21 protein-coding genes are annotated in these 22,809 nt (G+C 60.5%); 12 read left to right on the top strand and 9 right to left on the bottom strand.

All coding sequences use genetic code 11. The features are described from left to right. Positions 1 to 110 precede the first annotated feature (110 nt). Positions 111 to 1,169 carry a LysR family transcriptional regulator gene (locus AKL02_RS18045; protein WP_232621667.1) on the top strand — a complete coding sequence of 353 codons (1,059 nt, stop codon included), beginning with the start codon at positions 111 to 113 and terminating at the stop codon, positions 1,167 to 1,169. Positions 1,170 to 1,225: 56 nt separating this feature from the next. On the opposite strand, the gene AKL02_RS18040 is transcribed toward AKL02_RS18045, so the two are convergent. From AKL02_RS18040 to AKL02_RS18015, 6 genes are all read right to left on the bottom strand, one after another. Then, entirely contained in the window at positions 1,226 to 2,482 is a 1,257-nt protein-coding gene (locus AKL02_RS18040; RefSeq protein WP_078542353.1) for a TRAP transporter large permease, read from the bottom strand. 11 nt (positions 2,483 to 2,493) lie between these two features. Beyond that, positions 2,494 to 3,018: a TRAP transporter small permease gene (locus AKL02_RS18035; protein ID WP_232621666.1), complete on the bottom strand. Its 525-nt coding sequence runs from the start codon at positions 3,016 to 3,018 to the stop codon at positions 2,494 to 2,496. Between the two features lie 50 nt (positions 3,019 to 3,068). Further along, on the bottom strand, positions 3,069 to 4,043 hold the full coding sequence (locus AKL02_RS18030; protein ID WP_083078243.1) for a TRAP transporter substrate-binding protein: 975 nt from the start codon (positions 4,041 to 4,043) through the stop codon (positions 3,069 to 3,071). A gap of 143 nt (positions 4,044 to 4,186) precedes the next feature. Continuing rightward, positions 4,187 to 4,942, bottom strand: coding sequence for an SDR family NAD(P)-dependent oxidoreductase (locus AKL02_RS18025; RefSeq protein WP_078571295.1), 756 nt, complete (start codon positions 4,940 to 4,942; stop codon positions 4,187 to 4,189). Positions 4,943 to 4,975: 33 nt separating this feature from the next. Continuing rightward, positions 4,976 to 6,004: a transketolase family protein gene (locus tag AKL02_RS18020; RefSeq protein ID WP_083078244.1), complete on the bottom strand. Its 1,029-nt coding sequence runs from the start codon at positions 6,002 to 6,004 to the stop codon at positions 4,976 to 4,978. Beyond that, positions 6,001 to 6,852 (bottom strand): transketolase, encoded by an 852-nt coding sequence (locus tag AKL02_RS18015; RefSeq protein ID WP_083078245.1) that lies wholly within the window; start codon positions 6,850 to 6,852, stop codon positions 6,001 to 6,003. The genes AKL02_RS18020 and AKL02_RS18015 overlap by 4 nt, the downstream gene beginning before the upstream one ends. A 227-nt stretch (positions 6,853 to 7,079) precedes the next feature. Here AKL02_RS18015 and AKL02_RS18010 point away from each other — a divergent pair, with 227 nt between their 5' ends. The 7 genes from AKL02_RS18010 (at position 7,080) to AKL02_RS17980 (ending at position 16,333) form a co-directional block, all read left to right on the top strand. Further along, positions 7,080 to 7,898, top strand: coding sequence for a sugar phosphate isomerase/epimerase family protein (locus AKL02_RS18010; protein ID WP_083078246.1), 819 nt, complete (start codon positions 7,080 to 7,082; stop codon positions 7,896 to 7,898). 1 nt (position 7,899) lies between these two features. Beyond that, positions 7,900 to 9,642, top strand: a complete 1,743-nt coding sequence (gene dhaL, locus AKL02_RS18005; RefSeq protein ID WP_083078247.1) for a dihydroxyacetone kinase subunit DhaL — start codon at positions 7,900 to 7,902, stop codon at positions 9,640 to 9,642. Between the two features lie 664 nt (positions 9,643 to 10,306). After that, entirely contained in the window at positions 10,307 to 11,626 is a 1,320-nt protein-coding gene (locus tag AKL02_RS18000; protein WP_133051965.1) for a hypothetical protein, read from the top strand. A gap of 150 nt (positions 11,627 to 11,776) precedes the next feature. Next, positions 11,777 to 13,714 carry a DNA methyltransferase gene (locus tag AKL02_RS17995; protein ID WP_083078249.1) on the top strand — a complete coding sequence of 646 codons (1,938 nt, stop codon included), beginning with the start codon at positions 11,777 to 11,779 and terminating at the stop codon, positions 13,712 to 13,714. After that, complete coding sequence (locus tag AKL02_RS17990; protein WP_198453214.1) at positions 13,711 to 15,267, top strand: DEAD/DEAH box helicase family protein; 1,557 nt, start codon at positions 13,711 to 13,713, stop codon at positions 15,265 to 15,267. Before AKL02_RS17995 ends, AKL02_RS17990 begins: the two co-directional genes overlap by 4 nt. After that, positions 15,228 to 15,521: a hypothetical protein gene (locus AKL02_RS17985; protein ID WP_198453213.1), complete on the top strand. Its 294-nt coding sequence runs from the start codon at positions 15,228 to 15,230 to the stop codon at positions 15,519 to 15,521. Before AKL02_RS17990 ends, AKL02_RS17985 begins: the two co-directional genes overlap by 40 nt. Positions 15,522 to 15,529: 8 nt before the next feature. Continuing rightward, positions 15,530 to 16,333, top strand: a complete 804-nt coding sequence (locus AKL02_RS17980; RefSeq protein WP_198453212.1) for an HI_1054 family type III restriction endonuclease — start codon at positions 15,530 to 15,532, stop codon at positions 16,331 to 16,333. Positions 16,334 to 16,436: 103 nt separating this feature from the next. Here AKL02_RS17980 and AKL02_RS17975 read toward each other — a convergent pair whose 3' ends face one another. After that, on the bottom strand, positions 16,437 to 16,595 hold the full coding sequence (locus AKL02_RS17975) for a helix-turn-helix domain-containing protein (protein WP_232621798.1): 159 nt from the start codon (positions 16,593 to 16,595) through the stop codon (positions 16,437 to 16,439). A gap of 218 nt (positions 16,596 to 16,813) precedes the next feature. Between AKL02_RS17975 and AKL02_RS17970 the strand changes: the two genes are divergently transcribed. Continuing rightward, complete coding sequence (locus AKL02_RS17970) at positions 16,814 to 17,554, top strand: hypothetical protein (protein WP_083078251.1); 741 nt, start codon at positions 16,814 to 16,816, stop codon at positions 17,552 to 17,554. Positions 17,555 to 17,571: 17 nt separating this feature from the next. Here the strand turns inward: AKL02_RS17970 and AKL02_RS17965 are convergent, their stop codons facing one another. Both AKL02_RS17965 and AKL02_RS17960 read right to left on the bottom strand, forming a co-directional pair. Continuing rightward, positions 17,572 to 18,927 (bottom strand): site-specific integrase, encoded by a 1,356-nt coding sequence (locus AKL02_RS17965; RefSeq protein ID WP_232621665.1) that lies wholly within the window; start codon positions 18,925 to 18,927, stop codon positions 17,572 to 17,574. A gap of 642 nt (positions 18,928 to 19,569) precedes the next feature. Beyond that, entirely contained in the window at positions 19,570 to 19,983 is a 414-nt protein-coding gene (locus AKL02_RS17960; protein WP_083078253.1) for an Rrf2 family transcriptional regulator, read from the bottom strand. A 296-nt stretch (positions 19,984 to 20,279) separates the two neighbouring features. Here AKL02_RS17960 and ubiT point away from each other — a divergent pair, with 296 nt between their 5' ends. Genes ubiT through ubiV form a run of 3 tightly spaced genes read left to right on the top strand, consistent with a single transcriptional unit; the run spans position 20,280 to position 22,721 of the window. After that, positions 20,280 to 20,786 carry a ubiquinone anaerobic biosynthesis accessory factor UbiT gene (gene ubiT, locus AKL02_RS17955; RefSeq protein WP_078549224.1) on the top strand — a complete coding sequence of 169 codons (507 nt, stop codon included), beginning with the start codon at positions 20,280 to 20,282 and terminating at the stop codon, positions 20,784 to 20,786. A gap of 19 nt (positions 20,787 to 20,805) precedes the next feature. Next, on the top strand, positions 20,806 to 21,804 hold the full coding sequence (gene ubiU / locus AKL02_RS17950) for a ubiquinone anaerobic biosynthesis protein UbiU (RefSeq protein WP_083078254.1): 999 nt from the start codon (positions 20,806 to 20,808) through the stop codon (positions 21,802 to 21,804). Continuing rightward, complete coding sequence (gene ubiV / locus AKL02_RS17945) at positions 21,795 to 22,721, top strand: ubiquinone anaerobic biosynthesis protein UbiV (RefSeq protein WP_083078255.1); 927 nt, start codon at positions 21,795 to 21,797, stop codon at positions 22,719 to 22,721. The genes ubiU and ubiV overlap by 10 nt, the downstream gene beginning before the upstream one ends. Positions 22,722 to 22,809: the final 88 nt, after the last annotated feature.

The following is a 22,809-nucleotide window of genomic DNA, read 5'->3' as shown; positions in this document are numbered from 1 at the left end:
AGGTCGGTTGCGCCATCGGCAAAGCGCAGTGAATTGAAGCAACGCTTCACAGGGTTTGCATCTGCTATTAAACATCATGGAAAGACTTGCCGCGATGCCGGGCTGCGTCCGTGACCGCTTTCGCCACACGACTTGCGCGCAATCGCATCCGGCACGGTCGTATTTCCAAGGCGCAGGACATGCTCAAAGACATCAATCTAAACGCGATGAACCACTTCGAGGCCGTCGCTCGGCTCGGCGGCATATCGAAGGCGGCCGAGGAGCTGGGCGTGTCGCCTTCCGCCGTCAGCCAGCAGATCCGGCAGTTCGAGCAGCAAATGGGTGTGCGCCTGTTCAAACGCGAGAAACGGCGGCTGTCGCTGACGCTGGATGGCGAGCGGCTGTTCCAGACGACGACGCAGGCATTCCGGATGATGCGCGACGTGCGCTCCGCGATCCAGCGCCAGCGCGAGACGCGCCATTTCATCCTGCGGGTGTCGCCCTCTTTCGCGGTGCGCTGGCTGTCTCCGCGGCTCAAGTCGTTTCTCGAGCTTGCGCCGAACTGGGACATGCGGATCGATGCCGCGCCCGATTTCTCCGACTTCGAGACGGAGGTCGTCGATCTGGACCTGCGCTATGGCGAAGGCGGCTGGACCGGCCTGCATGAAGAAGCCGTTGTCCATGACCTCGTGTTGCCGATGTGCTCGCCCGGCTATCTGGAAGAGTTGCACACCCTGTCAGACGATCCCATCGGACAGTTGCGACAAGCGCGGCTGATCGATTCGGTGAAGACGCATTACCGCTGGGATTTCTGGCTGGCGCGGCATGGCATCATGGGAGAGCGGATGATCTACCCGATGCGGTTCGACCGCTCGTCGATGGCGATTCAGCTGGCGACCGACGGGGCAGGGGTCGTTCTGGAAAGTACGACGCTCGCCCTGAACGAGCTGGAGCGCGGGGCCCTCGTCCCGCTGTCGACCGCGTTCGAGGCGATCCGTTTTCCTGCCTACTGGCTCGTCTCTCCGGCGCGCCATACCAGCCGTCGGATCGTGCGGATCTTCTCGGACTGGATGCGAGAGGAGGGCGCCGCCCATGATGCGCGCGCCTCGGCGCTGATCACTGGCTTGGGCTGTCGCATCCGCGAGCAGCGCGGGCGACAGCTACCGGGGGAAGAGTACCTGCCCGAATGAAATTCGCGCGCCCTGTCGCCAAGGCGCGCGCAATGGATGCGGAAGCTGGATCCGGGTCAGTAGATCGTCAGCGCCGGTACGTAGGAGATCAGCGCCAGCACGAGGATTGCCACGAGGTAGAAGGGCGCCAGCGAGCGCACCACCTCCATCACGCCAACCCGTGCGATCGCGGCTGAGATGAACAACGTCGTTCCTACCGGTGGCGTATAAAGACCGATCGACAGGTTCACGACCATCATCAGGCCAAGCTGCACCGGATCGAGACCGATCGTATGCCCGATCGTCACGAAGAGCGGGCCAAGCAGCAGCACCGCTGCGGGCAGATCGAGGAACGCGCCCACGATCAACATCACCACGTTAAGTGCAAGGATCACCAGCCAGCGCTCCTGAATGGTCGCAGCCACCCATGCGGCGAGCTCTTGCGGCACGCGCTCTGCGGTCAGCAGCCACTGGATCGTGGAGGATGCCATGATGATGAACATGACCGCGCCGGTCATCATCGCCGTGTCGACCACCGCCTCCCACAGGGATTTGGGATTGAGATCACGGTAGATGACGCCGCTGACCAGAAGGGCATAGGCGACGGCCATTACGCTGACCTCGGTCGGGGTCGCCACGCCGAAGCGCAGGGTGCCGATCACGAAGACGGGCATCAGCAGGGCGGGGATCGCGCTGAAGATCTGGCTGCGGAAGGCGGTGAAGCCTCCTTCCAGCGGCGAGCGCGGCAGATTGCGGCGGCGCGCCACGATCGCGACGGCAATGAACATGCCCACGCCCAGCATCACCCCCGGCAGGATGCCCGCGACGAAGAGGTTGATGATCGAGGTTCCCGAGACCAGCCCATACAGAATGAGCGGGATCGACGGCGGGATCAGGACCGAGACGGTCGAGGAGGCAGAGTTGATCGCCCCCGAGAAACCGCCCGGATAGCCTTCGGCTTTCTGCACCGGGATCAGCGCGTTGCCCATCGCGGTCGCATCGGCCACGGCAGACCCCGAAACACCGCCGAACATCACCGATCCGAGGATCGAGACCTGTCCCAGGCCGCCCTTGAAGTTCCCCACGACGAGGCGCGCGATATTCACCAGATAGGTGCCGAACCGCCCCGCCATCATCAGGTTGCCGGCAAGGATGAAGAACGGCACCGCCAGCATCGGAAAGCTCTGCGTCGGCGTGTAGAGACGCTGCACGATCACCGCCAGCGGCTTGTGGTCGAGCCACAGCGCGGCGGCGACGCCGCCCAGCATCGCATGTGCCACCGGTACGGCAAGCGCGAGCAGCACGAAGAAGACGAAGATCATGACACCGGCCATTGCGGGTCTCCTCAGCTCAGGCTTGCATGGGCGGGATCGTCATCCATCACGGACTTGCCCCCCAGCAGCAACACGATGTCGAGCGCGGCGATGATGGCCATCGCTCCGAATGAATAGACCATGCTGGAATAGCCCCAGATCGCCTTGACCCCGAGCGTGGACAGCGTCTGGAAGGTCGAGGCGCGCAGGATCGGCTGGCTTGACCAGAGGACCGAGATGGAAATCACGATGATCGCGGCTTCGACAAACAGCATGAAGGCGCGCCGAACCCGGGCTCCGGCCAACTCCGGCAGCAGGGTGATCGCGATGTTGCGCGAGCGCGCGGTGGCGATGACGATGCCGCCAGCCACGAGCCACGGCAGCAGGATCGCATGGATTTCATAGGCCCACGGGATGCCCTTGCCGGCCCCGTAGCGCAGGATCACGTTTGTCAAAAGCGCCACGAACAGCACCGAAAGCGTGCCCGCAGCGATCAGCTTTCCCGACCATTCCAGCAGGTCGATCACGCCTTGCGCGAGGCGCAGGAAGGGGCGCATACGCCCCCTCCCTTCGCCTGATCCCGCGGCGTCGCTGCGGTCAGAGTCGATCATTCCAGCCCCGCAGCCTTTTTGAGTTCGGCGACCGTATCGGGGTAATCCTTGGCGTATTTGTCATAGACCGACTTGGTTGCCTCGATATAGGCCGCGCGGTCCGCCTCAGCGAACTTGGCGCCGTCTGCCTCCATCTTCGGCATCAACTCCTTGTCTGCCTTGAGCGACATGTCACGCTCCATCGCGCCCGCTTCCGAGGTCGCCTTGAGCGCGCAATCCTGCGTCGCCTTATCAAGGCCTTCCCACCACGACAGGCTGGCCACGACCGGGGTGCTTTCATACTTGTGCCCGGTCATCGTGATGTAGGGCGTGATCTCCTGCAGCTTGGCCGAGTTGATGTTGGTCAGCGGGTTTTCCTGGCCGTCGAACACGCCCGATTGCAGCGCCGAGGGCAGTTCGGACCACGCCAGCGGCGCGGGCGATGCGCCGAGCGCGTCGAAGATGTCGATCGTCATCTGATCCGGCGGGGTGCGGATTTTCAGGCCCTTGAGGTCGGCAGGCTCTTTGACGAACTTGTTGACCGTGGTGATGTTGCGAATGCCGTTATCCCAGAAGCCGAGGATCTTGAGCCCGGCTTTCTGTGCGTCGGCATCAAGCGAGTCGCCCACCGGCCCATCGAGCACTTTCCATGCCGTCGGCAGATCCTTGAACAGGAAGGGCAGGCCCAGTAGACCGATCTGCGGCACGATCTGCGCCATCGGCCCCTGGCTGTTGGCCGTGACCTGAATCACGCCTGCCGCGGTCGAGGTCAGCATCTCAGAGTCGTCGCCCATCGTGGCGGAGGCCGCGACGTTCACCGTATCCTTGCCGTCGGTGCATTGGCTAAAGATTTCAGCCCATTTTTCCGCCGCGATGTAGCGCGGATTTCCAGGGTTCGCGCCATGCGCGAAGATCACCTCGTCAGCCTGCGCCGAAGAGGCCCCTGCAAGGGCCGTCGCGCCGAGAAGTGCGATGGTCAACATAGATTTCATTGGTCTCTCTCCCGATTGGTTCGGACGGTCTCCTCACCGTCCCGCCGGATTGGCTCCGGCTTCATCCGGCCCACCTCACTGCGGGCCGGAGATTAGTTGCCTTGCGGTCAGGCACAACCGCGAACAGGCGTTATTCGGTCGGCCTAGTGAATGAGCGAGCCGCCATTCACGTCGACTTCGGTGCCGGTGCAGTAGGCCGAAAGGTCAGAGGCAAGGAACAGCGCGCAACCAGCCACATCCTCGGCCGTGCCCGCGCGTCCCATCGGAATTCCGGCGAGGACTTGCGTGCGCATCTCTTCGGTCAGCTTGCCTGCGGTGATGTCGGTGGCGATGAAGCCCGGGCAAAGCGCGTTCACGCGCACGCCGTCGGGGGCAAGCTCGCGCGCCGAGGCCTTGGTCAGCCCCAGCACGCCCGCCTTCGCGGCCGAATAGTGCGGGCCACCGAAGATGCCACCGCCGCGCTGCGCGGAAACCGAGGACAGGTTCACGATCGAACCGGTCTTGCGCTCGCGGAAATGCGGCGTCAGCGCCTGCGTCATGTAGAGCGTGCCACGCAGGCTCACATCGGTCACCGCGTCGTAATTCTCCGGCATGATGTCCATGAGCTTGAGCGGCTGGGTGATGCCCGCGTTGTTCACGAGGATATCCACCGCGCCCCATTTCGCGATCAGCTCGTCCGCGGCGGCCTGACAGGCAGCCTTGTCGACGACGTTACACGCGAGGCCAACATGTCCCTCGCCGGGCAGATCGGCGGCAGCGGCAGCGGCCTGATCCGCGTCGAGGTCGAGGATCGCCACGGTCGCGCCATGCTGCGCGAAAAGCGTCGCCGTCGCCTTGCCGAGCCCGCGGGGGCTGGCCGCCCCGGTCACGATGGCAAATTTACCGTCCAGAAGTCCCATTGTATTCCTTTCTTCGTGTCGTTGGCGCGGCGCTCAAAGCCAGCCGCGGATCTGTTGGGCGACCTTCGCGGTGCTCAGGCCATAGAGGTCATGAAGCGTGGGCAGCGCGCCCGCTTCGAGAAATTGGTCGGGCAGCGCGATCTGGCGGAAAGACGGCGTCACACCTGCGCGCAGGAGCGAGCGGGCAACCGCTTCGCCCAGCCCGCCGACTTCGGAGTGGTTCTCGGCGGTGACGAGGAGCCGGCCCTTGCCAGCCTCGGCAAGGATGGTCTCGGTATCGAGCGGTTTGATCGTCGGGCAGTGCAGAACGGCGACGTCGATCCCGTCCTTGGCCAGCAACTCCGCCGCGTCGAGCGCGCGCATGGTCATGATCCCCGAGGAGACCACCAAAACGTCGCGCCCCTCGCGGATCATCTGCGCGCGGCCCAGCTTGAACTGGTAGTCGGGCCGATAGCGGGTGAGCACCTCCGGCACCTTGCCCCGCAGAAGCCGGGCATAAACCGGTCCGTCATGAGCGATCATCGCAGGCACCATCTGCGCGACGTCGGTCGCGTCACAGGGATCGAGAATGGTCAGGTTGGGCAAACCGCGGAAGATCGCGAGATCCTCGGTCGCCTGATGGCTGGGCCCGTAGCCCGTGGTCAGGCCCGGCAAGCCGCAGACGATCTTGACCGGCAGGTTCTCCTCCGCGATCGCCATGCAGATGAAGTCATAGGCCCGGCGCGAGGCGAAGACCGAGTAGGTCGTCGCAAAGGGAATGAACCCCTCATGCGCCATCCCTGCCGCCGCCGACATCAGAAGCTGCTCGGCCATACCCATTTGATAGAACCGGTCGGGATAGGCCTGCGCGAAGACATGCAGATCGGTATATTTCGCCAGATCCGCAGTCAGCCCCACGATGCGGGCGTTATCCTTCGCGGCCTCGACCAAGGCATGACCGAAGGGGGCCGCGACGGTGTCATAGCCTTCCGCCGCCAGCGAAGCGATCATCGCGCTTGTCGCGACCTTCGTCTCGGGCACGCGGCGGGGTTCGTATTTGCGGGCGCGGGCTGCGGCGGTCATGCGGGCACCTCTGCGTCTAGAATATCCAGTGCGCGCGTCCACTCATCGGGCTCGACGCGGACGAAATGGGTGATCTCGCGCTCTTCAAGAAACGGAACGCCCTTGCACATCTTGGTATTGCAGATGATCACGCGGGGCTTTTGCTCGGGGCAGGTGCGGGCAGCGTCAAAGGCCGCGACCAGCGCATCGAGGTCATTGCCGTCGACTTCCTGCGCGTGCCAGCCAAAGGCCTCCCATTTCGGTGCCTCGGCCCCGACGGCGAGCGCGTCACGGGTCGGGCCATCGGCCTGCTGATTGTTGAAATCGACGATGCAGATCAGGTTGCTCAGACGGTGCTGGGTGGCCGACATCACAGCCTCCCAGGACGAACCTTCGCCCAGTTCGCCATCGGACATCAGGTTGTAGACGAACTGACCGCCGCCCTTCGCCTTCAGCCCGAGCGCCATGCCGACCGCGATGCCCAGCCCATGGCCGAGGCTGCCGCCGGTGATCTCCATCCCCGGCGTGTAAGAGGCCATGCCCGACATCGGCATCCGCGAGTCGTCCATCCCGTAAGTGCCGATCTCGTCCTCGGGCAGGATGCCCGCCTCGATCAGCGCGGCATAAAGCGCGATCGCATAGTGGCCGATCGACAGCAGGAAGCGGTCGCGCCCTTCCCATTCGGGATCGTCGGCGCGCAGATTCAATGCGTGGAAATAAGAGGTCGCCAGAACGTCAGCCACACCAAGCGCCTGACCGACATAGCCCTGTCCCTGGACTTCGCCCATCTGGAGCGCTTTGCGACGGATGCCCCAGGCGCGGCGCGCCAACGAGACGTTCGACCGCAGATTTGCGGTAAGTTCTGGCATGGTTCCTCCCCTGCGGCGATCCTCCATCAGCCGCATCCTGCTCAGAACACTGCCGCGAGGAGCGCTCCAAAAAAAGAAAGGAAACTTAAACTCGTTGTTAGTATTTCTTCACAACTTCCCGGCTGGTTTTGATGTCCGAGCGGTGGTTTCCCCGCTACTCCTGTTGGGGAAGCTCTGCGCGCTACACTGAGGAGGTCGTGTGCAGAGCATGACTACGGGAGGACATCATGAAACTGGGTTTGGGCAGTTACGCCTATCGCTGGTCCATCGGGATCAAGGATCAGATCCCCTCTAAGCCACTGACTGCATTCGACCTTCTGGATCGTGCGGAAGCGCTCGGACTTGAAGTCGTGCAATATGCGGACAATATGCCGCTGGATCGTTACACTGCGGACGATCATCACAAGCTCTACGAGATCGCCCAACAAAAGGGCCTTCAACTCGAGCTGGGGACGCAATGTTTCGATGCCGATGAAGTCGACCGCTATATCGAGATCGGCCAGCGCCTTCACTCAAAGATCATGCGTGTCGCGCTCGATGCCGAGGACAGCCACATGCCGGTGGCCGCGCTGGCCGAGCAGTTGCGCCCGCGGGTCGATCGTGCGCGTGCCGCGGGCATGAAGATCGCGATCGAGAACCACTTCAACTATCCCAGCCCGCGCATGGTCGAGCTGCTGGAGGCGGTCGGCGACGATCACCTCGGGGTCTGTCTGGACGTGGCGAATTCGATCTGTGCAAACGAGTGGCCCGAAGAGACGATCAGTCTCTTGGCGCCGTGGACGATCAACCTGCACCTGAAGGATTACGAGATCACGCCCGATCCCTATGGCGTCGGCTTCCGCATTCATGGCGTGCCCTTGGGCACGGGCCGCGCGCCGATCGCGTGGACCCTTGACCAGTTGGCGCATTGCCCCGCCGACATGAGCGTGATCCTCGAACATTGGCTGATGCTGGAGAGCGACGGCCTCGAGGCGGCGATTGCCAAGGAACAGCCGTGGATCGAACAGACCACCGCAGCCGCGAAAACTTTTACGAAGGGGCGTTGAGATGACCGACGACATTCGCACCAAGAAACTGATGAACGCGCCCGAGGACATTATCCCCGAGGCGATCGAAGGAATGCTTTCCGCCCATCCCGACCTGCTGACCGTCGAAGGCGCCACGCGCCGCGCTATCGTGGCCAAGGACGGCCCGCGCGACGGCAAGGTCGGGATTATCATCGGCGGCGGCTCCGGGCACGAACCGGCCTTTGCGGGCTACGTTGGGCGCGGCCTGGCGGATGCGGCGGCGGTCGGCAACGTCTTTGCCTCGCCCTCGCCCGAGCACATCATGGATGCTGCGCGCGCGGTCGAGGGGGGCGCGGGGGTGATGTTCCTCTATGGGAATTACACCGGCGACGTGATGAATTTCGACATGGCCGCCGAGGAATGCGAAGGGATGGGTATTCCCGCCCGCTCGGTTCAGGTGACCGATGACGTGGCCTCGGCCCCCAAGGGCCGCGAAAAAGAAAGACGCGGCATCGCCGGGGATTTCTTCGTCTTCAAAATCGCGGGCGCTGCCGCCGAGGCCGGTCGCGATCTCGAAGCCTGCTACGCAGCCGCACAGCACGCCAATGACAATTGCCGCTCGATGGGCGTCGCGCTGAGCGCATGCTCCTTGCCCCAGACCGGCAAGCTGAATTTCGACCTTGGCCCGCGCGAGATGGAAATCGGCATGGGTATCCATGGTGAACCGGGCATGCGTCGCGGTCATCTCGAAAGCGCCGATGCGGTCAGCGACGAGCTGATGCAGGCCATCCTGACCGACATGGAACTGGGCAAGGGGGACGAGGTCGCGGTGCTGGTCAACGGGCTGGGCGCAACCGGGCCGCTGGAGCTTTACATCCTGCACCGCCGGATCGCGCAGATTCTCGGCGAGCGCGACGTGAAAATCCACCATAGCTGGGTCGGGGAATACTGCACCTCTCTGGAAATGGCCGGGGCTTCGGTCACGCTCCTCAAGCTCGACGACGACCTCAAGACGCTGCTCGATATGCCCTGCCGGACACCTGCGCTCACGGTCGCCGGAAGTCTTGAGCCGGTGGGCAAGCGCACCCGCCGCACTCATGCCGCCGCCTCCAGCACGAGCGGGATCGAGCGGTCTGACCTTGCTATCGACGGCCCCGTCACGCCTGTGCGTTTCCGCCAGATGATGTTGGCGATTGCAGATGCGATCCACGCGAACCGCGACTGGCTGTCGGAGCTCGACGGGGTCATCGGGGATGGCGATCACGGCGTCACGATGGATATCGGCTGGACCGCTGTGCGCAAGGAGCTGAAAGACCCGACGGATGAAACCGTGTCCGAGACCTGCGCGCGCATGGCCAAGGCGTTTCTCGACGCGGTCGGGGCGTCTTCTGGGCCGCTTTATGCGACGGCTTTCCGCAAGGCAGGCGAGGCAGTGTCCGATCGGCTCAACCTCGATGCCGGCGCGATGGTCGCGTGGATCGAAGGAATCTGCGCCGGCATCCAGTCGCGCGGCGGTGCACAGGTCGGCGACAAGACGATGATCGACGCATGGGTTCCGGCGGTGGCGAAAGCGCGCGAGACCCTGCAATCGGGCGGTGACGTGATCGCCTGCCTCGACGCGGCTTGCGCCGGCGCAAAAAACGGCCGCGACTACACCGCGGAAATCGAAAGCCGCCGGGGCCGGTCGGCCAAACTGGGAGAGCGCTCTGTCGGGCACATGGACCCGGGCGCGGCCTCGGCCCATGTCATGCTGGTCGCGATGACCGAGGCCCTGCGCGAGTGATCATGATCGGGGCGCCCTTAAGGGCGCCCCGCCCGTCATCGCGTTGAATGTCCGAGCGTCTGGCTTCAGTTGGTCCCGTTTGTGAGGATCACATCATCTCCTATGATCTCGTCGGCGAGGTTGTCGCAACCAGCGGCGCGGAGCGCGCTTTCCCGTAAAGACCGTCTGCGATCATGGCGAAGCAATCCGCTATGATCGCGGCGTTTTCCGCCTCATTCCAGTCCGCTGCTGCTACGGCGCTAGGCTACGATTGGGTATCTGAAATGTCAGCCGGAAAACCCGGAAACCGGGGTTGGTTCTGGAAACCAACCTGCAATGCAGTGTTCCGAATTTCGGCTGAATTGTGGAGGCGAGTACCGGACCCGCTACCATTTTTCTAAGCCACTGGAAGGCTTGAACAATCGAGTGCGAGGTTGAGGTCTGTGTCGCACTTCGTGTCACACCTATGCGGGAGGGCAGCCTGTGTTGTCAATCTCGTCGGACCGGTCAGTCCCATTTTCAGCGGCTGGACTTAAGTTGGCGCGTCGTTCTTTCTCCCTCTATGAACGAGGCATTAAGACTTGGCGGCCTGACACGGTAGCAAAGGCTGGTGGAGGGGTATGGGGGGAGAACGGATGACGGGGTATGTAGATAGGGCCACGAAAAAATGTGCCGTGATTTTACGATGACCGACAAACCCGAGTTGCTAGAAGCATTCCTGACCGAGGCTCAGATTGCAGAGTTGCCAGATCAGCGGGGTATGCGGTCATGGGCCTTTGAACCGTACCTTGAGTTGCACGACAGAGAAGCGAATGCCGCGCTTGATACCGTGCTGGAGTACTTGCTCGCCCACTGGATGAACGGCCTGCAACGGAAGCCCAATCGGGAGCGGCAGAGCAACTTCGCAGGTTGCCTGCGTGTGATCCTGCTGAACCTCATGCGGGTCCGAACGGTGGATGCCAAGCTGACGGTGGGCATTCCCAGTGGGAAGGGACGGCTGGACAAGGAGAAGCGATACTGCCCCGGCTTCATGACGGTGCACTACCACCTCAACGCCCTCAAGCTGCTGCAAGCGGGCGGTCTGGTGTCAATGGTGAAGGCCGGGCATCAACAGGAAGACTATGCCGAAACGGCCCGCTACGCGCTGACGGAAGCTGCGCGCACGGTGTTGCCCTTGTCGCGCCTTACGGTCCGAGATTTCACCATCGGCAGGCGGGATGAAGTCATCAGGCTGAAAGATGCCGAAGGTCACCTAACCCGATACCTGGACACGCCGGAAACCGAGGCAATGCGTGCCAATCTGCGCCGCCTGAACGATCTCTTGGAAGGCACTGACATAGCCTTGGCGCGACCGGCCAATCCGTTAGCCGACTTCGATGATGAATACAGTGGGCAGAAAATCGACCTCTACCGTGTCTTCAACAAAGGCAGTTTCGCACAAGGAGGGCGTTTCTATGGTGGCTGGTGGCAGCACGCCAAGAAGTACCTGCGGCCCTTCATCACCATCGACGGGCAGTCCACCATCGAAGCTGACTTCAAGGGGCTGCATCCGGCGATCCTGTTCGCCAAGGCAGGACTGGATATTCCGCCCGACCCCTACAGCCTTGTGCCCGGCATCACGGATAACGAGACGCTGCGCGATTATGCCAAAACTACCTTCCTTGCCCTGCTGAATGCAGACAACACCACCAAGGAGCCGCGCAACTTCGACAGCGTTGTCCATGGTATGACAGCGGAGGCGTTTCGTCGGCGCGTCAAGGATGCCTTCCCGATGTTGCCGGGCGTCTTCGGCACCGGCATCGGGCGTTACCTGCAACGCGAAGATAGCGACATGGCAGAACAGATCATGCTGCACTTTGCGGACAAGGGCGTGCCGGTCCTGCCCGTGCACGACAGCTTCATCATTGCAGCCGATCACAAGGATGAACTGGTCCGGGTCATGCAGGCGGTGTTCCATGACCGATACGATCAGATGCCCAACATAACGCTGAAAACATCGGCCTGACGGTGATGCAGTGGAGCATCCCGATCCATGATCCGGGTATCCCCGTACCTTGGCTTCCCCACTACCGGGTAAAATAAGGACCGGGGTGGATTGTCGTCACACGATCAGGCACATATCGGGCAACAAGACCAATCAACGGGGGGCGAGGCCATGCAGAACCTGCTGGACGATCTGACGGAACTCTTGCAGGCCGATCAAGCCTTTATCTCCGATGGTGCGATCCTCAAGAACGCGGTGATCGAGGCTGCGTTGAACATGGAGCCGCGCCTGTTGGAGCTGTTGATGCAGTCCGACGCGATCAAGGCGCACTTCTTCACCGAGGTGGCTGGGGTGCTGGTCTTCGACAAGGTACGGTTTCAGGACTTCGTGTCGAACAAGGCGTTCCTGCCCGACAGCTATACCGCCTTCAAGAACCGCATCGGCCTGACGGACGGACGCGGCAACTACCTGAGCCAGTCGCACGACGTGGTGCTGGCGTGGCCCTACAAGGATTGCGTGCTGGAAGGCGGCATGACGAAGGAGGACCGGGGGGAGGACGAAGTGTTCTGGAACACGACGCTGGCGCCGGACGACATCACGCGGCTTTTTGAACCCAAGGTACTGACCGGCTGGGAGCGCTGGGATGCGGAGACTGTAGCGGCAGGCAAGGCCAAGCCAGTGGGTAAGGTGTCGGAGGACGACAACCTGCTCATCAAAGGCAACAACCTGCTGGCGCTGCACTCGCTGAAAGCGCGCTATGCGGGCAAGGTGAAGCTGATCTATATCGACCCGCCGTATAACACTGGCAATGACGGCTTTTCTTACAACGACAGTTTCAACCATTCTGCTTGGCTGTCATTCATGCGAAGCCGACTTGAAGCTGCGCGGGAGATGCTCACTAGAGACGGTGCGATCTTTATTACCTTGGATGACACAGAAATCAGCTACTGCAAGGTGATGGCAGACGAGGTATTCGGCAGGACCAACTTCGTGGCGCATATAGCTTGGCAGAAACGTACATCACCCGATGATCGAGTGGTGCTTGGGAATGGCTTTGACAACATACTCGTTTACGGGCGCGAATTAGGCACGACGAAGCGTGCAAATGGCACAGTCAAAACGCTGTTTGAGGAAGTCGCCAATCGGCTTCCCCTAACCGAAAAACAAAAGGCCGAGTATAAGAACCATGACGGAGATGATCGTGGCCCGTGGGTACATCGAGACTTTACTGCGCCGAACAAGAAAAAGGGCGGCAAAGTAGGTAGGCAGAACCAACTCTATTGGATCGTTACGCCGTCAGGTGCGAAGTACTACCCCGACGACGGTTATTGCTGGAAAAAGACCTACCCTGAGTATCGCGCACTCAGAAAAGACAATCGCTTCTGGTACGGTGAAGACAAGTCCAACAAGCCCCGGCGCAAGATGTTCCTGCGCGAGAAAGAGGGCATACAGTCGTGGACATGGTGGCCGCACTCTGACGCTGGAACGAACGAGGAAGCGACAAAGGAGCTGATCGCTTTGGTGGGCGCAGAGTTGGCCAATGACTTTACGCCTAAACCAGAGAGGCTAATCGAGCGCATTATTCATCTGGCGACAAATAAGAACGAACTCGTTCTGGATTTCTTCGCAGGGTCGGGGACTACAGCGGCTGTGGCGCACAAGATGGGGCGCAGGTGGATAGCTGTCGAACAGATGGACTACATTGAAGACTTGACGGCGAAGCGCCTGAAAAAAGTCATCGAAGGCGAACAGGGCGGCATTTCCAAAGCCGTCGAGTGGCAGGGCGGCGGATCGTTTGTCTATGCCGAACTCGCGGCCTCCAACTCGGCCTTCGCCGACCGGATAGATGCGGCCCCGGACGTGACCACGCTGGAAACTATCCATGCGGACATGCAAGCCACCGGCTATCTGCGCCATGACGTGGATCTGCGCGCCTTTGCCTCCGAGGACTTCTCAGCACTTCCGCTGGACGACGCCAAGCGAGTGTTAATGGTCTGCCTTGATGCCAACCACCTCTATGTCAATCTCGGCTCCCTTGGTGATGCGGACTTTGACATCTCCGACGAAGATGCCAGTGCGACCCGCTCTTTCTATGAGCTGGACCAATGAGCCAGACGCTAAACGACAAGCTGAACGGGGCGGTTGAACTCGGGCTGCTCAAGAAGGACATCCCGGACCACATAACAGGCAACATAGCGGGCAAAATCAGGTTGCGGCCCTATCAGGTCACGGCGCTGGAGCGCTGGCTTTACTACATCGAAGACTTCCCGCAGCGCCCGACCAATCCGCACCTGCTGTTCCATATGGCTACGGGCAGCGGCAAGACGGTGCTGATGGCCGCGTTGATACTTGACCTCTACCGGCGCGGCTACCGCAACTTCCTATTCTTCGTGAACTCCGCTCAGATTATCGAGAAGACCAAGGACAACTTCCTGAACCCGGCATCCGCCAAGCATCTGTTTGCGCCTACGGTGCGGATTGACGACAAGACGGTGGACATCCGTGCAGTCGATACGTTCGACGCGGTGAGCGGAGATGCGATCAACATCCACTTCACCACCATTCAGAGGCTTCACACCCGCATGCAAGCCCCGAAAGAGAACGCCGTCACCATCGAGGACTTCCGCGAATACAAGGTGGTGATGATCTCGGACGAAGCGCACCACCTGAACGCCGAGACCAAGAAGACGCTGACTAAGAGCGAGGCGGAGGAGAAGGCTAGTTGGGAAGGCACGGTGAGTGAGATTTTCGGCCAGCACCCTGAGAACATGCTGTTGGAGTTTACTGCAACCGTGGACCTCAGCCACGAGGCGATCCGCTCGAAGTATCACGACAAAATTCTGTACGATTATTCCCTCCGGCAATTCCGAGAAGACGGCTATTCCAAGGACATCGAGTTGCGACAGGCCGACTTGCCGCCCGACGATCGGATGATGCAGGCGATGGTGCTGAGCCAATATCGCCGCAAAGTGGCTGAAGCGCACGGGCTGCACTGCAAGCCCGTTATCCTGATGAAGTCGAAGACGATCAAGGAAAGCGCTGACAACGAAGCGGCCTTCGGCGCGATGGTGGCGGGATTGTCCGGTGATGCACTGGACGCGCTCAGGGCGGCCTGTGGCGGCGATGAGACGCTTTCACGGGCCTTTGCCTATATCATGGATGAAAGGGGCCTCAGCGGCCCGGATTTCGCCCGTGAGCTACAGGGCGACTTTGGTCGTGAGAAGGCGGTGAACGTCAACAATCCGACTGATCTCGAAAGAAGACAGATACAGTTGAACGCGCTTGAAGACCGGGACAACGAGATACGGGTGATTTTTGCCGTCGATAAGCTGAATGAGGGCTGGGATGTTCTGAACCTATTCGACATCGTGCGGCTTTACGACACCCGTGACGGCAAGGCGAACAAGGTCGGCAAGACCACCATGGCTGAGGCACAGTTGATCGGGCGCGGGGCGCGATATTTCCCCTTCATGGCACCGGATCAGCCCGAGGCGGAGCGAGAGAAGCGCAAGTACGACAACGCGATGGACAACCCCTGCGCATATTGGAGGAACTGCACTATCACTGTTCCCACAACCCCAAGTACATCCAAGACATCCGCAACGCTCTGCGCGAAACCGGCATGCTGGACGAAACCGCCCGCACGGTGCGGCTACGGTTGAAGGACAGTTTCAAGCAGACTTCCCTGTATGCCGGGGAATATGTCTGGATGAACGACCGGAAGAAGAACACGCGCGATGGGGTGGCCGGACTGGATGCCTACAAAATCGAAGGTAGCTTCACCTATCCCAGCTTGATGACGGGTCGGGTAACGGAAGCCTCAGCCTTCGGCGGTGGCCAGTTGACGTTGAAGCCGTCGAACAAGGAGCCTGTGGCGCGCGACTTCAAGCTGGGGACTTCGGCAGGGCGATACTGAGCTTTGCAATGGACGCGAACGACTTCTTTCATTTCACCAGTCTGAAAACATACTTCCCACAACTTGCCAGCGCATCGCAGTTTGTGACCTCTGACGCCTATTTGGGCGGCGTGACGGTAAACGTGCGCGGCTTGCTGGATGACTTGGCCCACCTTACCGCAAGACAAAAGCTAGATATCACGCAGTACGTGCTGCACGAGATCGAAAGCGGTGTGAAACGCGAAAGCGTCGAATACATCGGCACCAAAGACTTCAAGCCGTACCCCATTAAGGACCGTTTCACCGACAAGATACTGAAACTGCGGATCGAAGGCGAAACCGGTCTAAGCTGGACCGAAAGCAACGTGCCCGGACTGGATCAGATCGACTTGAGCGGCAAGGACTGGCACGCCTATGAAGACAGCTACGGCACCGATCAGGAAAAGCACTTCATCAAGTATATGCACGATCAGGAAGCCCGGTTGCGCGGTATCTATGACGACTTCTACCTGTTGAGGAACGAGAAAGCGGTGAAGCTGTACGACTTCGAGAAAGGGCGTGCTTTCGAGCCGGACTTCGTTCTATTTCTGAGGAAGAAGGAGCAAGACGCCGGCACGATATTGCAGCTGTTCATCGAGCCAAAAGGTGAGAAGTGGCACAAGGACGACAAGTGGAAACAGGACTTCCTTGCACAAGTGAAAAACAAGGCCAGGCTTGAGACGGTGTTCCAAGGCCGAGACTATACCGTTCTTGGACTGCCCTTCTTCAATGAAGCAGGGCAAACTAATACCGACTTCAAAGCGGCGTTCGAGACTGAGGCGCTGGGCGCATAGCCCGGTTCCATCTGTCACCTGTCTAAATGTGTGGGATGGGTGGTCTAAAGAAAGGCCCGCCCGCCCCCACTACCGGGGCAAATAAGCGGGTTCAGTTTGGCTCTCAGTCCGACATCTTGGTCAACCTGTCCACGATCTCTGTCGGATCGAAACCCAGTACTTCACCCAGCTTGACCAGTTCCACGACATCCACGCGACGCTGACCGCTTTCTAGCCGTGCGATGAAGGACTGATAGACCTTCATCCGCTCCGCAAGTTCCACCTGCTTCAAGCCTGCCTCGCTCCGCTTCTCGATGAGATAGCGGATAAGAGCATCATGCCTTTGATCTCCGAGAGTTTTAGGCATGAACGCCCCATGCAGTTGCACTGGGCGCGTTGACTATATCCAAAATCCGGGTATCTAAAAATCAGATATGTGGTGCGTACTCCTGCGCACCTTCGGGGCGGTGCGTGGCGTCTCGGTAGGAATGGGACGTGCCAATGCGACCTAACGAGAAGTCACCCGATCATCATGTTGCCTGCGGTGCCGCGACGGAGGGCTTTGCCGCTGCAAGCGCCAGCCTTGCAGTTGTGGGGCGCTACTGGTGGAACATGCAGATGCGCCTGCTGATTGCTACGGGCATGATGCGGCTTTTCAGGGCGCAGTGGTGGCTCTTCATCGTGGTCGGTTTCGCCCTGTTGGCCTTCGTGTTTCCGCTCGGGGTCGCCTTCGTCGTGAGCGCCTTCTGTGCAGGGCCGATGAACCCAAAGGCCGAGAGCGACTATCTTGTGCCGCTAAAGCGTGATGATATTGCTGCATCGGTTGATGCCACGGTAGAACAATCTGCGGGTTTGGGCGATCCTGATCTGTCGGATGTCCTTGAGGCTGTGACAAGCGCCGCCAGCCTGCATCATATAGGCTTCTTGCGCGCCCTTGGTCGGGACGTGGACGATGCCGAGTTTGCAGCCGCTGCGCTTGGGGCGCTTGACGGGACCTTGCAGGCTCACAAGGCCAAGGTGCCAAATCCCGACATGCAGGCCATGGGGGTCGCATTCATAGCAAGCCAACTCAAAGACCTTGGTCGAATGGAGAAATTCGACCCGGAGCGTACCGCCGACCTTGCTTTGACGGCAATGTCATCCGAAGCATTGGAAGGTATCCGCATTGAGGCGGGTCGCTTCTCCTATGGAATGGAGGGGCTGTGGAGCGGCGCCATGCGGACCGGCCCCGCCGCTGTCTGAGGATCGGGCCAGTTACCTCAGTCGATGGCGAAGCGGTCAATGGCGTCCTTGAGTTGAGGCAGGGTATACCCCTCGCGGAAATAGACCTCTTGAGTGACGCCAGACCGGGCATGGCCCACGATGCACTGGATGATCGGTTCCGGCACGTTTGCTTGGCCCAGTCGCGTCACAACCGTGTGCCGCAGGCTGTGAAAGACCAGCCCCGATTGCTTGATGCCCAGCTTCGGCAAGAAGCTCTCATTGCACCATCGGCCCAAGTTGCGGCCATAGCCGCCGTTGGCATGGTAGCTGTAATCTGGGAACAGGCGCGCGCTGCCCCGGCGGCTGTCCACGAAGTCGAGAAAGCCAAGACGGATCAATTCAGCGTGCAGTGGCACCTTCCGCCTACCAGCCTGTGATTTCACGCTCTTGGTATCGTTGCCTTCGTCCGTGATATTCAGAAACCACAGCCCGCCGTCCTGCTGAACATCGCCAATGTCGAGTTGGCAAATCTCGTTCAAGCGCGCCCCGCTGAACATACCCAGAAGCATGCCCCACTTGTGGCTGTCATTGCGCACCAGCCCGGACGGGTTGTCCGTCAACTCGGTGTAGAGGTGGCGTGTCTGTTCGTGTGAGAAGGGCTTGCGCTCGGTGTCGCTGTTCTTGGCTTTGGCCACCTTCATCTTGTCGAACAGGACGTGCGGTGCATACCCGTGCCGTTCCGCCCAGTCGAAGAACATCTTGAACATCTGGATATGGCTGTTGATCGTCTTGGGGGAGATTTTCGGGTGTCCCGGTTCCTTGGTGACCTGCATCAGCGGCATGGCCTTCAACTTGGGCTTGGTGTTCCGGCTTGCCGGAAGGGCCTGCAACACCTTTTTCACCTCGTTCGCATCCTGTTTCGTGATCGTGGCAAGCAGCCGGTCTCGTCCAAAGTATTCGATGAGGATGTTCAGGTAAGCCCGGTTTTGACCGGTGGTCTTGTCAGCCCACTGGCGGGAATGCTCGGTGATGAAGTCATCCACCGCCGTGCCCAGCGATGATGAAGCCAACAAGGCGGCTGGAGGGGCCGCAGGAGGGGCTGGAGCATCGTCGTAGGAGTAGCGCTCAAGGCGCTCAGCGGCTTCCAGAACGCGCCTGAGCATATCCCGGCGGCCCTTCCTTAGCTCCGTCGCAATCCGGGGCAGGCTGGCGTCCCAATCGGCATCAGATACGTCCATCTTCGTCTTGAAGCGCGCGACCGGAAGCCAGATGGGGTGTGCGCTGTCTATGTCCATGAAACTCTCATGGTCCAGCACTTCTTCTCGGGCGGCTGCCAAGGCGTTCTGCGACAGGCCGCGCCGGTCCAGCCAGTCAAGGTACTGATCTAGTTGCGCCTTGAAGTAGGCTTGCACCTTTTCGCGTATCTCGCTTTGCCTTAGTCCCGCCAATGCCGTGCTCTCGCTTAGAATGCGTCCGCAGGATGCAAGGTGACGTGCTATGTCGCCAGCTCGATCCGGGCATCTCGTTCTAAGGGAGATGCGAACGGTAGTTCTTTTTCCTTCTATGAATGAAGGAATAGGCCAGCGGAAGTAGTAAATCCCGTGTCTTGAACGGCTTAGATAGGATGACAGCATCATAGGGTGTGTGTCCCACTTTGTGTCACACTCGACTGCTAAGCCGATAACCCTATGATTTAGAAAGAAATGGAGGCGAGTACCGGAATCGAACCGGTGTACACGGATTTGCAATCCGGGAAGAAAACGTTGCTTTTCAATGGGTAAGTGTTTCAAAAAGTCACGGACAGATCGTGAACCATTCGTGAAAGTTTCAAACGCAAAATTGGCGCCACTGACGCCTTCAGAGCGGAAGAAGACGCACCCGTGCCTTGTTCGGAGTAGCCGCATCCAGACACTTTCTATTGCGTGTCTTTAGGCACGACGTGGTCTTTTGCTTAGCTTCGCTTGGTTTTCTAGAACTTAAATGCTCGAGCTGCGCACAGCGGTTACGAAGACGTTGCGCTTCGCCGTCCTCGCCTCAACGACCCTGACGGCCGATTACACGTTAAGTGGCGGATAGACGCATTCCGCAAGCGAACTGCGGTTGCGATCGGCAATGAAGGCGGTCTCGGCAGCGGCCCGGCGCGCCTTGAGGCGGCAGTGCGGCGCCAATGTGCAGGCGGCGCTCCCGGACAGGAAACACTCGACCAGAGCCTGGTCTGCCTCGAGATAGGCGACGACGTCGCCCAGAAGGATCTCTTCAGGCCGCCGCGCGAGCACCGCACCGCCGCCGCCGCCGCGTCGCGTTTCCAGATAGCCAGCAGCCGACAGTGACGAGATCACCTTTGCCAGATGATTGCGTGAAATACGGAACTCTTCCGCCAGCTCCGCGGTGGTGAACGGTCGATCAGGGGTGCTGGCCATCCCCATGAGGACGCGTAGTCCGAAGTCGGTGAAGGAGGTGAGACGCAAATGCAGCTTCGCGATTTGGTATTTGCAATGCGCATTAAGTGAGTGTAATGCGTAATCCAAATACTAATTACCTAGAGAATCCGCAATCTAGAAAGCCTAGCCATGATTTCCGCTCGCGGAAAATCTCGACGAAAGCAGCAGCCTCGAGAACGAGGGGCTCTTTTCACGGATCGAGGCGGCCATGCACTCGCTGGGACAAAAAACGGCAAGACGATGATCCACTCACTCCCTTCCATCATTTTCGCCCGGCCTTCCCGGCTCGGATCGCCTGCGCGCGCCACTAGAAAGCTCCAGTCATGAGCGCGGGCGACGACACACTCCCGCGCGCTGCCGACCCAGGCACGTCCGTGCTCGCTCGCCTCTCATGCTTGATCGTGCAACCCGTCCTGACCCGCGTGGTCAGGCGCGTCGCCAAACAGCATCCGTCGCTTTTCTCGCGGCTCGGTCCACATCAGGGGACCGATTTCGTAATCGATCCGGTGGAACTGCCCTTTGCCCTGCACCTGCGACCAGATCCGCAAGCGCTGGTGTTCCGGGCCGTCGCGCGCAATGCGGCGCCCGAAGCGGGAGCCACAATTCGGGGGAAGTTCATGCTGCTTCTGGAGTTGGTCGATTCCGAAGAGGATGGAGATGCCGCTTTCTTCTCCCGCGACCTGGAAGTCACGGGCGACACCGAAGCTGTCGTGCGGCTTCGCAATGCACTCGACGATGTCGATGGATCCATCGCCGAGGAAACCGCTGGAATGTTCGGCCCTGCTGGCCGCGCCATTCTGGCAAGGCTACGCCGCGCCTATCCAACGTGAAGAAAGGACCCCTCTTCCCATGAGCCTCGCCGAACTGATCTGCCCGGCCGGCACGCCCGCCGCCCTGCGCACCGCCGTCGATGCCGGCGCCGATGCGGTTTACTGCGGCTTTCAGGATGCCACCAACGCACGCAACTTTCCCGGACTGAATTTCACCCCGGACGAACTGGCCGCTTCGGTCGCCTACGCGCATGACAAGGGCACCAAGGTGTTGCTCGCTTTGAACACCTACCCGCCTGCGGGCAAGGTCGATCTGTGGCGACAAGCCGCTGATACAGGCGCGCTGCTTGGGGTCGATGCTTTCATCGTCGCGGATATGGGCGTGGCAGACTATATCGCGCGCACCCATCCCGGTGTTCGTCTGCACCTGTCAGTTCAGGCCGCCGCCTCCAGTCCCGAGGCGATCCGGTATTATTGCGAGAATTTCGCGGTGAAACGCGTCGTGCTGCCGCGCATCCTGACGATCCCCGAGATCCGTGAAATCCGCAAGGAAATTCCCTGTGAGATCGAGACCTTCATCTTCGGTAATCACGGGCTGATGGTCGAAGGACGGTGCAGCCTGACCAACTACCTCACCGGGCAATCGACCAACATGGACGGGGTGTGCTCTCCGGCCTCGGACGTGGAATACAAGCGCCACACGGATGACTCTATGTCCTCGCAACTCGCGGGTTTCACTATCGACTGCTTCGGGGCAGACGAAAAGGCAGGCTACCCGACAATCTGCAAGGGGCGCTATACGGCGCCGCACCGCTCCGAGCCATATTATGCCTTCGAGGTGCCGATCAGCCTGAACCTTTCCCGGCTGCTTCCCGACCTGATCGACGCCGGTGTTCACGCCTTTAAGATCGAAGGTCGCCAGCGATCGAAGAGTTATGTCCGAGGTGTGGTGTCGGCCTTCCGGCAGGCCGTTGATGACATCCGCGCGGGTCGAGAGGCGAATATCGCCGATCTGGTCGCCCTGACCGAGGGCCAGAAACAGACCCAGGGCGCGTTCGAGACAAAGAAATGGCGGTAAACGACATGACGAATCTGACCCTGGGCCCCATCGCCTATCACTGGTCCACCCAGACGCGGCGCGACTTCTACGCTCGTGTCGCCGACGAGGCGCCGATTGACGAGGTCTATCTGGGCGAGGTCATCTGCTCGAAGCGCGCGCCGTTTCACGAGGCCGACCTGCCTGCCACGATCGAACGGCTGGAACGCGGTGGCAAGACGGTGATCCTGTCGTCGCTGGCCGAGGTGATGTTGAGACGCGAACGCAAGGCGACAGCCGATCTGGCCGCCATGGAAGCGCCAGAGATCGAGATCAATAACGCGGCGGGCCTGTTTGCACGAGGCAAGCGCCCGCACCGCATCGGTCCGTTCATGAACGCCTATAATGAGGCGACCATCGCCTGGATGGCGGGCCGGGGTGCGACGCATGTCTGCCTGCCGACCGAAATGCCTGCCCCGGCGATTGCTGCGGCCGCTGCGGCGGCGCGCGAGCTTGGGCTGGGGGTGGAAGTGCAGGTGTTTGGCCGTGCTTCGCTTGCGGTGTCTGCACGATGCTATCATGCGCGCGCCCATGGCCGGACCAAGGATAACTGCCAATTCGTGTGCGAAGAGGACGCGGACGGCATGCCCTTACGCACCACAGACGACCGCCCGATCCTTCGCGTGAACGGTATTCAGACCCAGTCGGAAAGCTACATCGGCCTGTTGCCCGAAGCTGGACAGATGATCGTAAACGACGTCACCCATTTTCGGCTGATGCCACAGGCGGTGGATATGGTTGCGGTGGCTACGACGTTCCGCAACGTTCTGGATGGCACCCACAGCTTGATCGACGGTGAACAAGCGTTGCGCAAACTTTGCGACGGGATTTCGTTCTCCAACGGGTTCTATCACGGTCAAGCGGGGTATCGGCGCATTGCTGCTGCCGCGGCAAACTAATCGCGACAAGGGCGCGATAGCTAATTTCGGACTTTCGAGATTCAGGGACCTGGCCGTAGACCTTTGCATTTCTAAACTCGCCGCGGCG

This window comes from Thioclava electrotropha, from assembly GCF_002085925.2.
GTDB classification, from domain to species: Bacteria; Pseudomonadota; Alphaproteobacteria; order Rhodobacterales; family Rhodobacteraceae; genus Thioclava; species Thioclava electrotropha.
This window is presented reverse-complemented; position numbering and strand designations above follow the sequence as displayed.

Bases quoted from the DNA above. Each gene is read 5' to 3' on its own strand.
- AKL02_RS18040 (WP_078542353.1), bottom strand. From the start codon at position 2,482: ATGGCCGGTGTCATGATCTTCGTCTTCTTCGTGCTGCTCGCGCTTGCC.
- AKL02_RS18035 (WP_232621666.1), bottom strand. From the start codon at position 3,018: ATGCGCCCCTTCCTGCGCCTCGCGCAAGGCGTGATCGACCTGCTGGAA.
- AKL02_RS18030 (WP_083078243.1), bottom strand. From the start codon at position 4,043: ATGAAATCTATGTTGACCATCGCACTTCTCGGCGCGACGGCCCTTGCA.
- AKL02_RS18025 (WP_078571295.1), bottom strand. From the start codon at position 4,942: ATGGGACTTCTGGACGGTAAATTTGCCATCGTGACCGGGGCGGCCAGC.
- AKL02_RS18020 (WP_083078244.1), bottom strand. From the start codon at position 6,004: ATGACCGCCGCAGCCCGCGCCCGCAAATACGAACCCCGCCGCGTGCCC.
- AKL02_RS18015 (WP_083078245.1), bottom strand. From the start codon at position 6,852: ATGCCAGAACTTACCGCAAATCTGCGGTCGAACGTCTCGTTGGCGCGC.
- AKL02_RS18010 (WP_083078246.1), top strand. From the start codon at position 7,080: ATGAAACTGGGTTTGGGCAGTTACGCCTATCGCTGGTCCATCGGGATC.
- dhaL (WP_083078247.1), top strand. From the start codon at position 7,900: ATGACCGACGACATTCGCACCAAGAAACTGATGAACGCGCCCGAGGAC.
- AKL02_RS18000 (WP_133051965.1), top strand. From the start codon at position 10,307: ATGACCGACAAACCCGAGTTGCTAGAAGCATTCCTGACCGAGGCTCAG.
- AKL02_RS17995 (WP_083078249.1), top strand. From the start codon at position 11,777: ATGCAGAACCTGCTGGACGATCTGACGGAACTCTTGCAGGCCGATCAA.
- AKL02_RS17990 (WP_198453214.1), top strand. From the start codon at position 13,711: ATGAGCCAGACGCTAAACGACAAGCTGAACGGGGCGGTTGAACTCGGG.
- AKL02_RS17985 (WP_198453213.1), top strand. From the start codon at position 15,228: ATGCTGGACGAAACCGCCCGCACGGTGCGGCTACGGTTGAAGGACAGT.
- AKL02_RS17980 (WP_198453212.1), top strand. From the start codon at position 15,530: ATGGACGCGAACGACTTCTTTCATTTCACCAGTCTGAAAACATACTTC.
- AKL02_RS17970 (WP_083078251.1), top strand. From the start codon at position 16,814: ATGCGACCTAACGAGAAGTCACCCGATCATCATGTTGCCTGCGGTGCC.
- ubiT (WP_078549224.1), top strand. From the start codon at position 20,280: ATGAGCGCGGGCGACGACACACTCCCGCGCGCTGCCGACCCAGGCACG.
- ubiU (WP_083078254.1), top strand. From the start codon at position 20,806: ATGAGCCTCGCCGAACTGATCTGCCCGGCCGGCACGCCCGCCGCCCTG.
- ubiV (WP_083078255.1), top strand. From the start codon at position 21,795: ATGGCGGTAAACGACATGACGAATCTGACCCTGGGCCCCATCGCCTAT.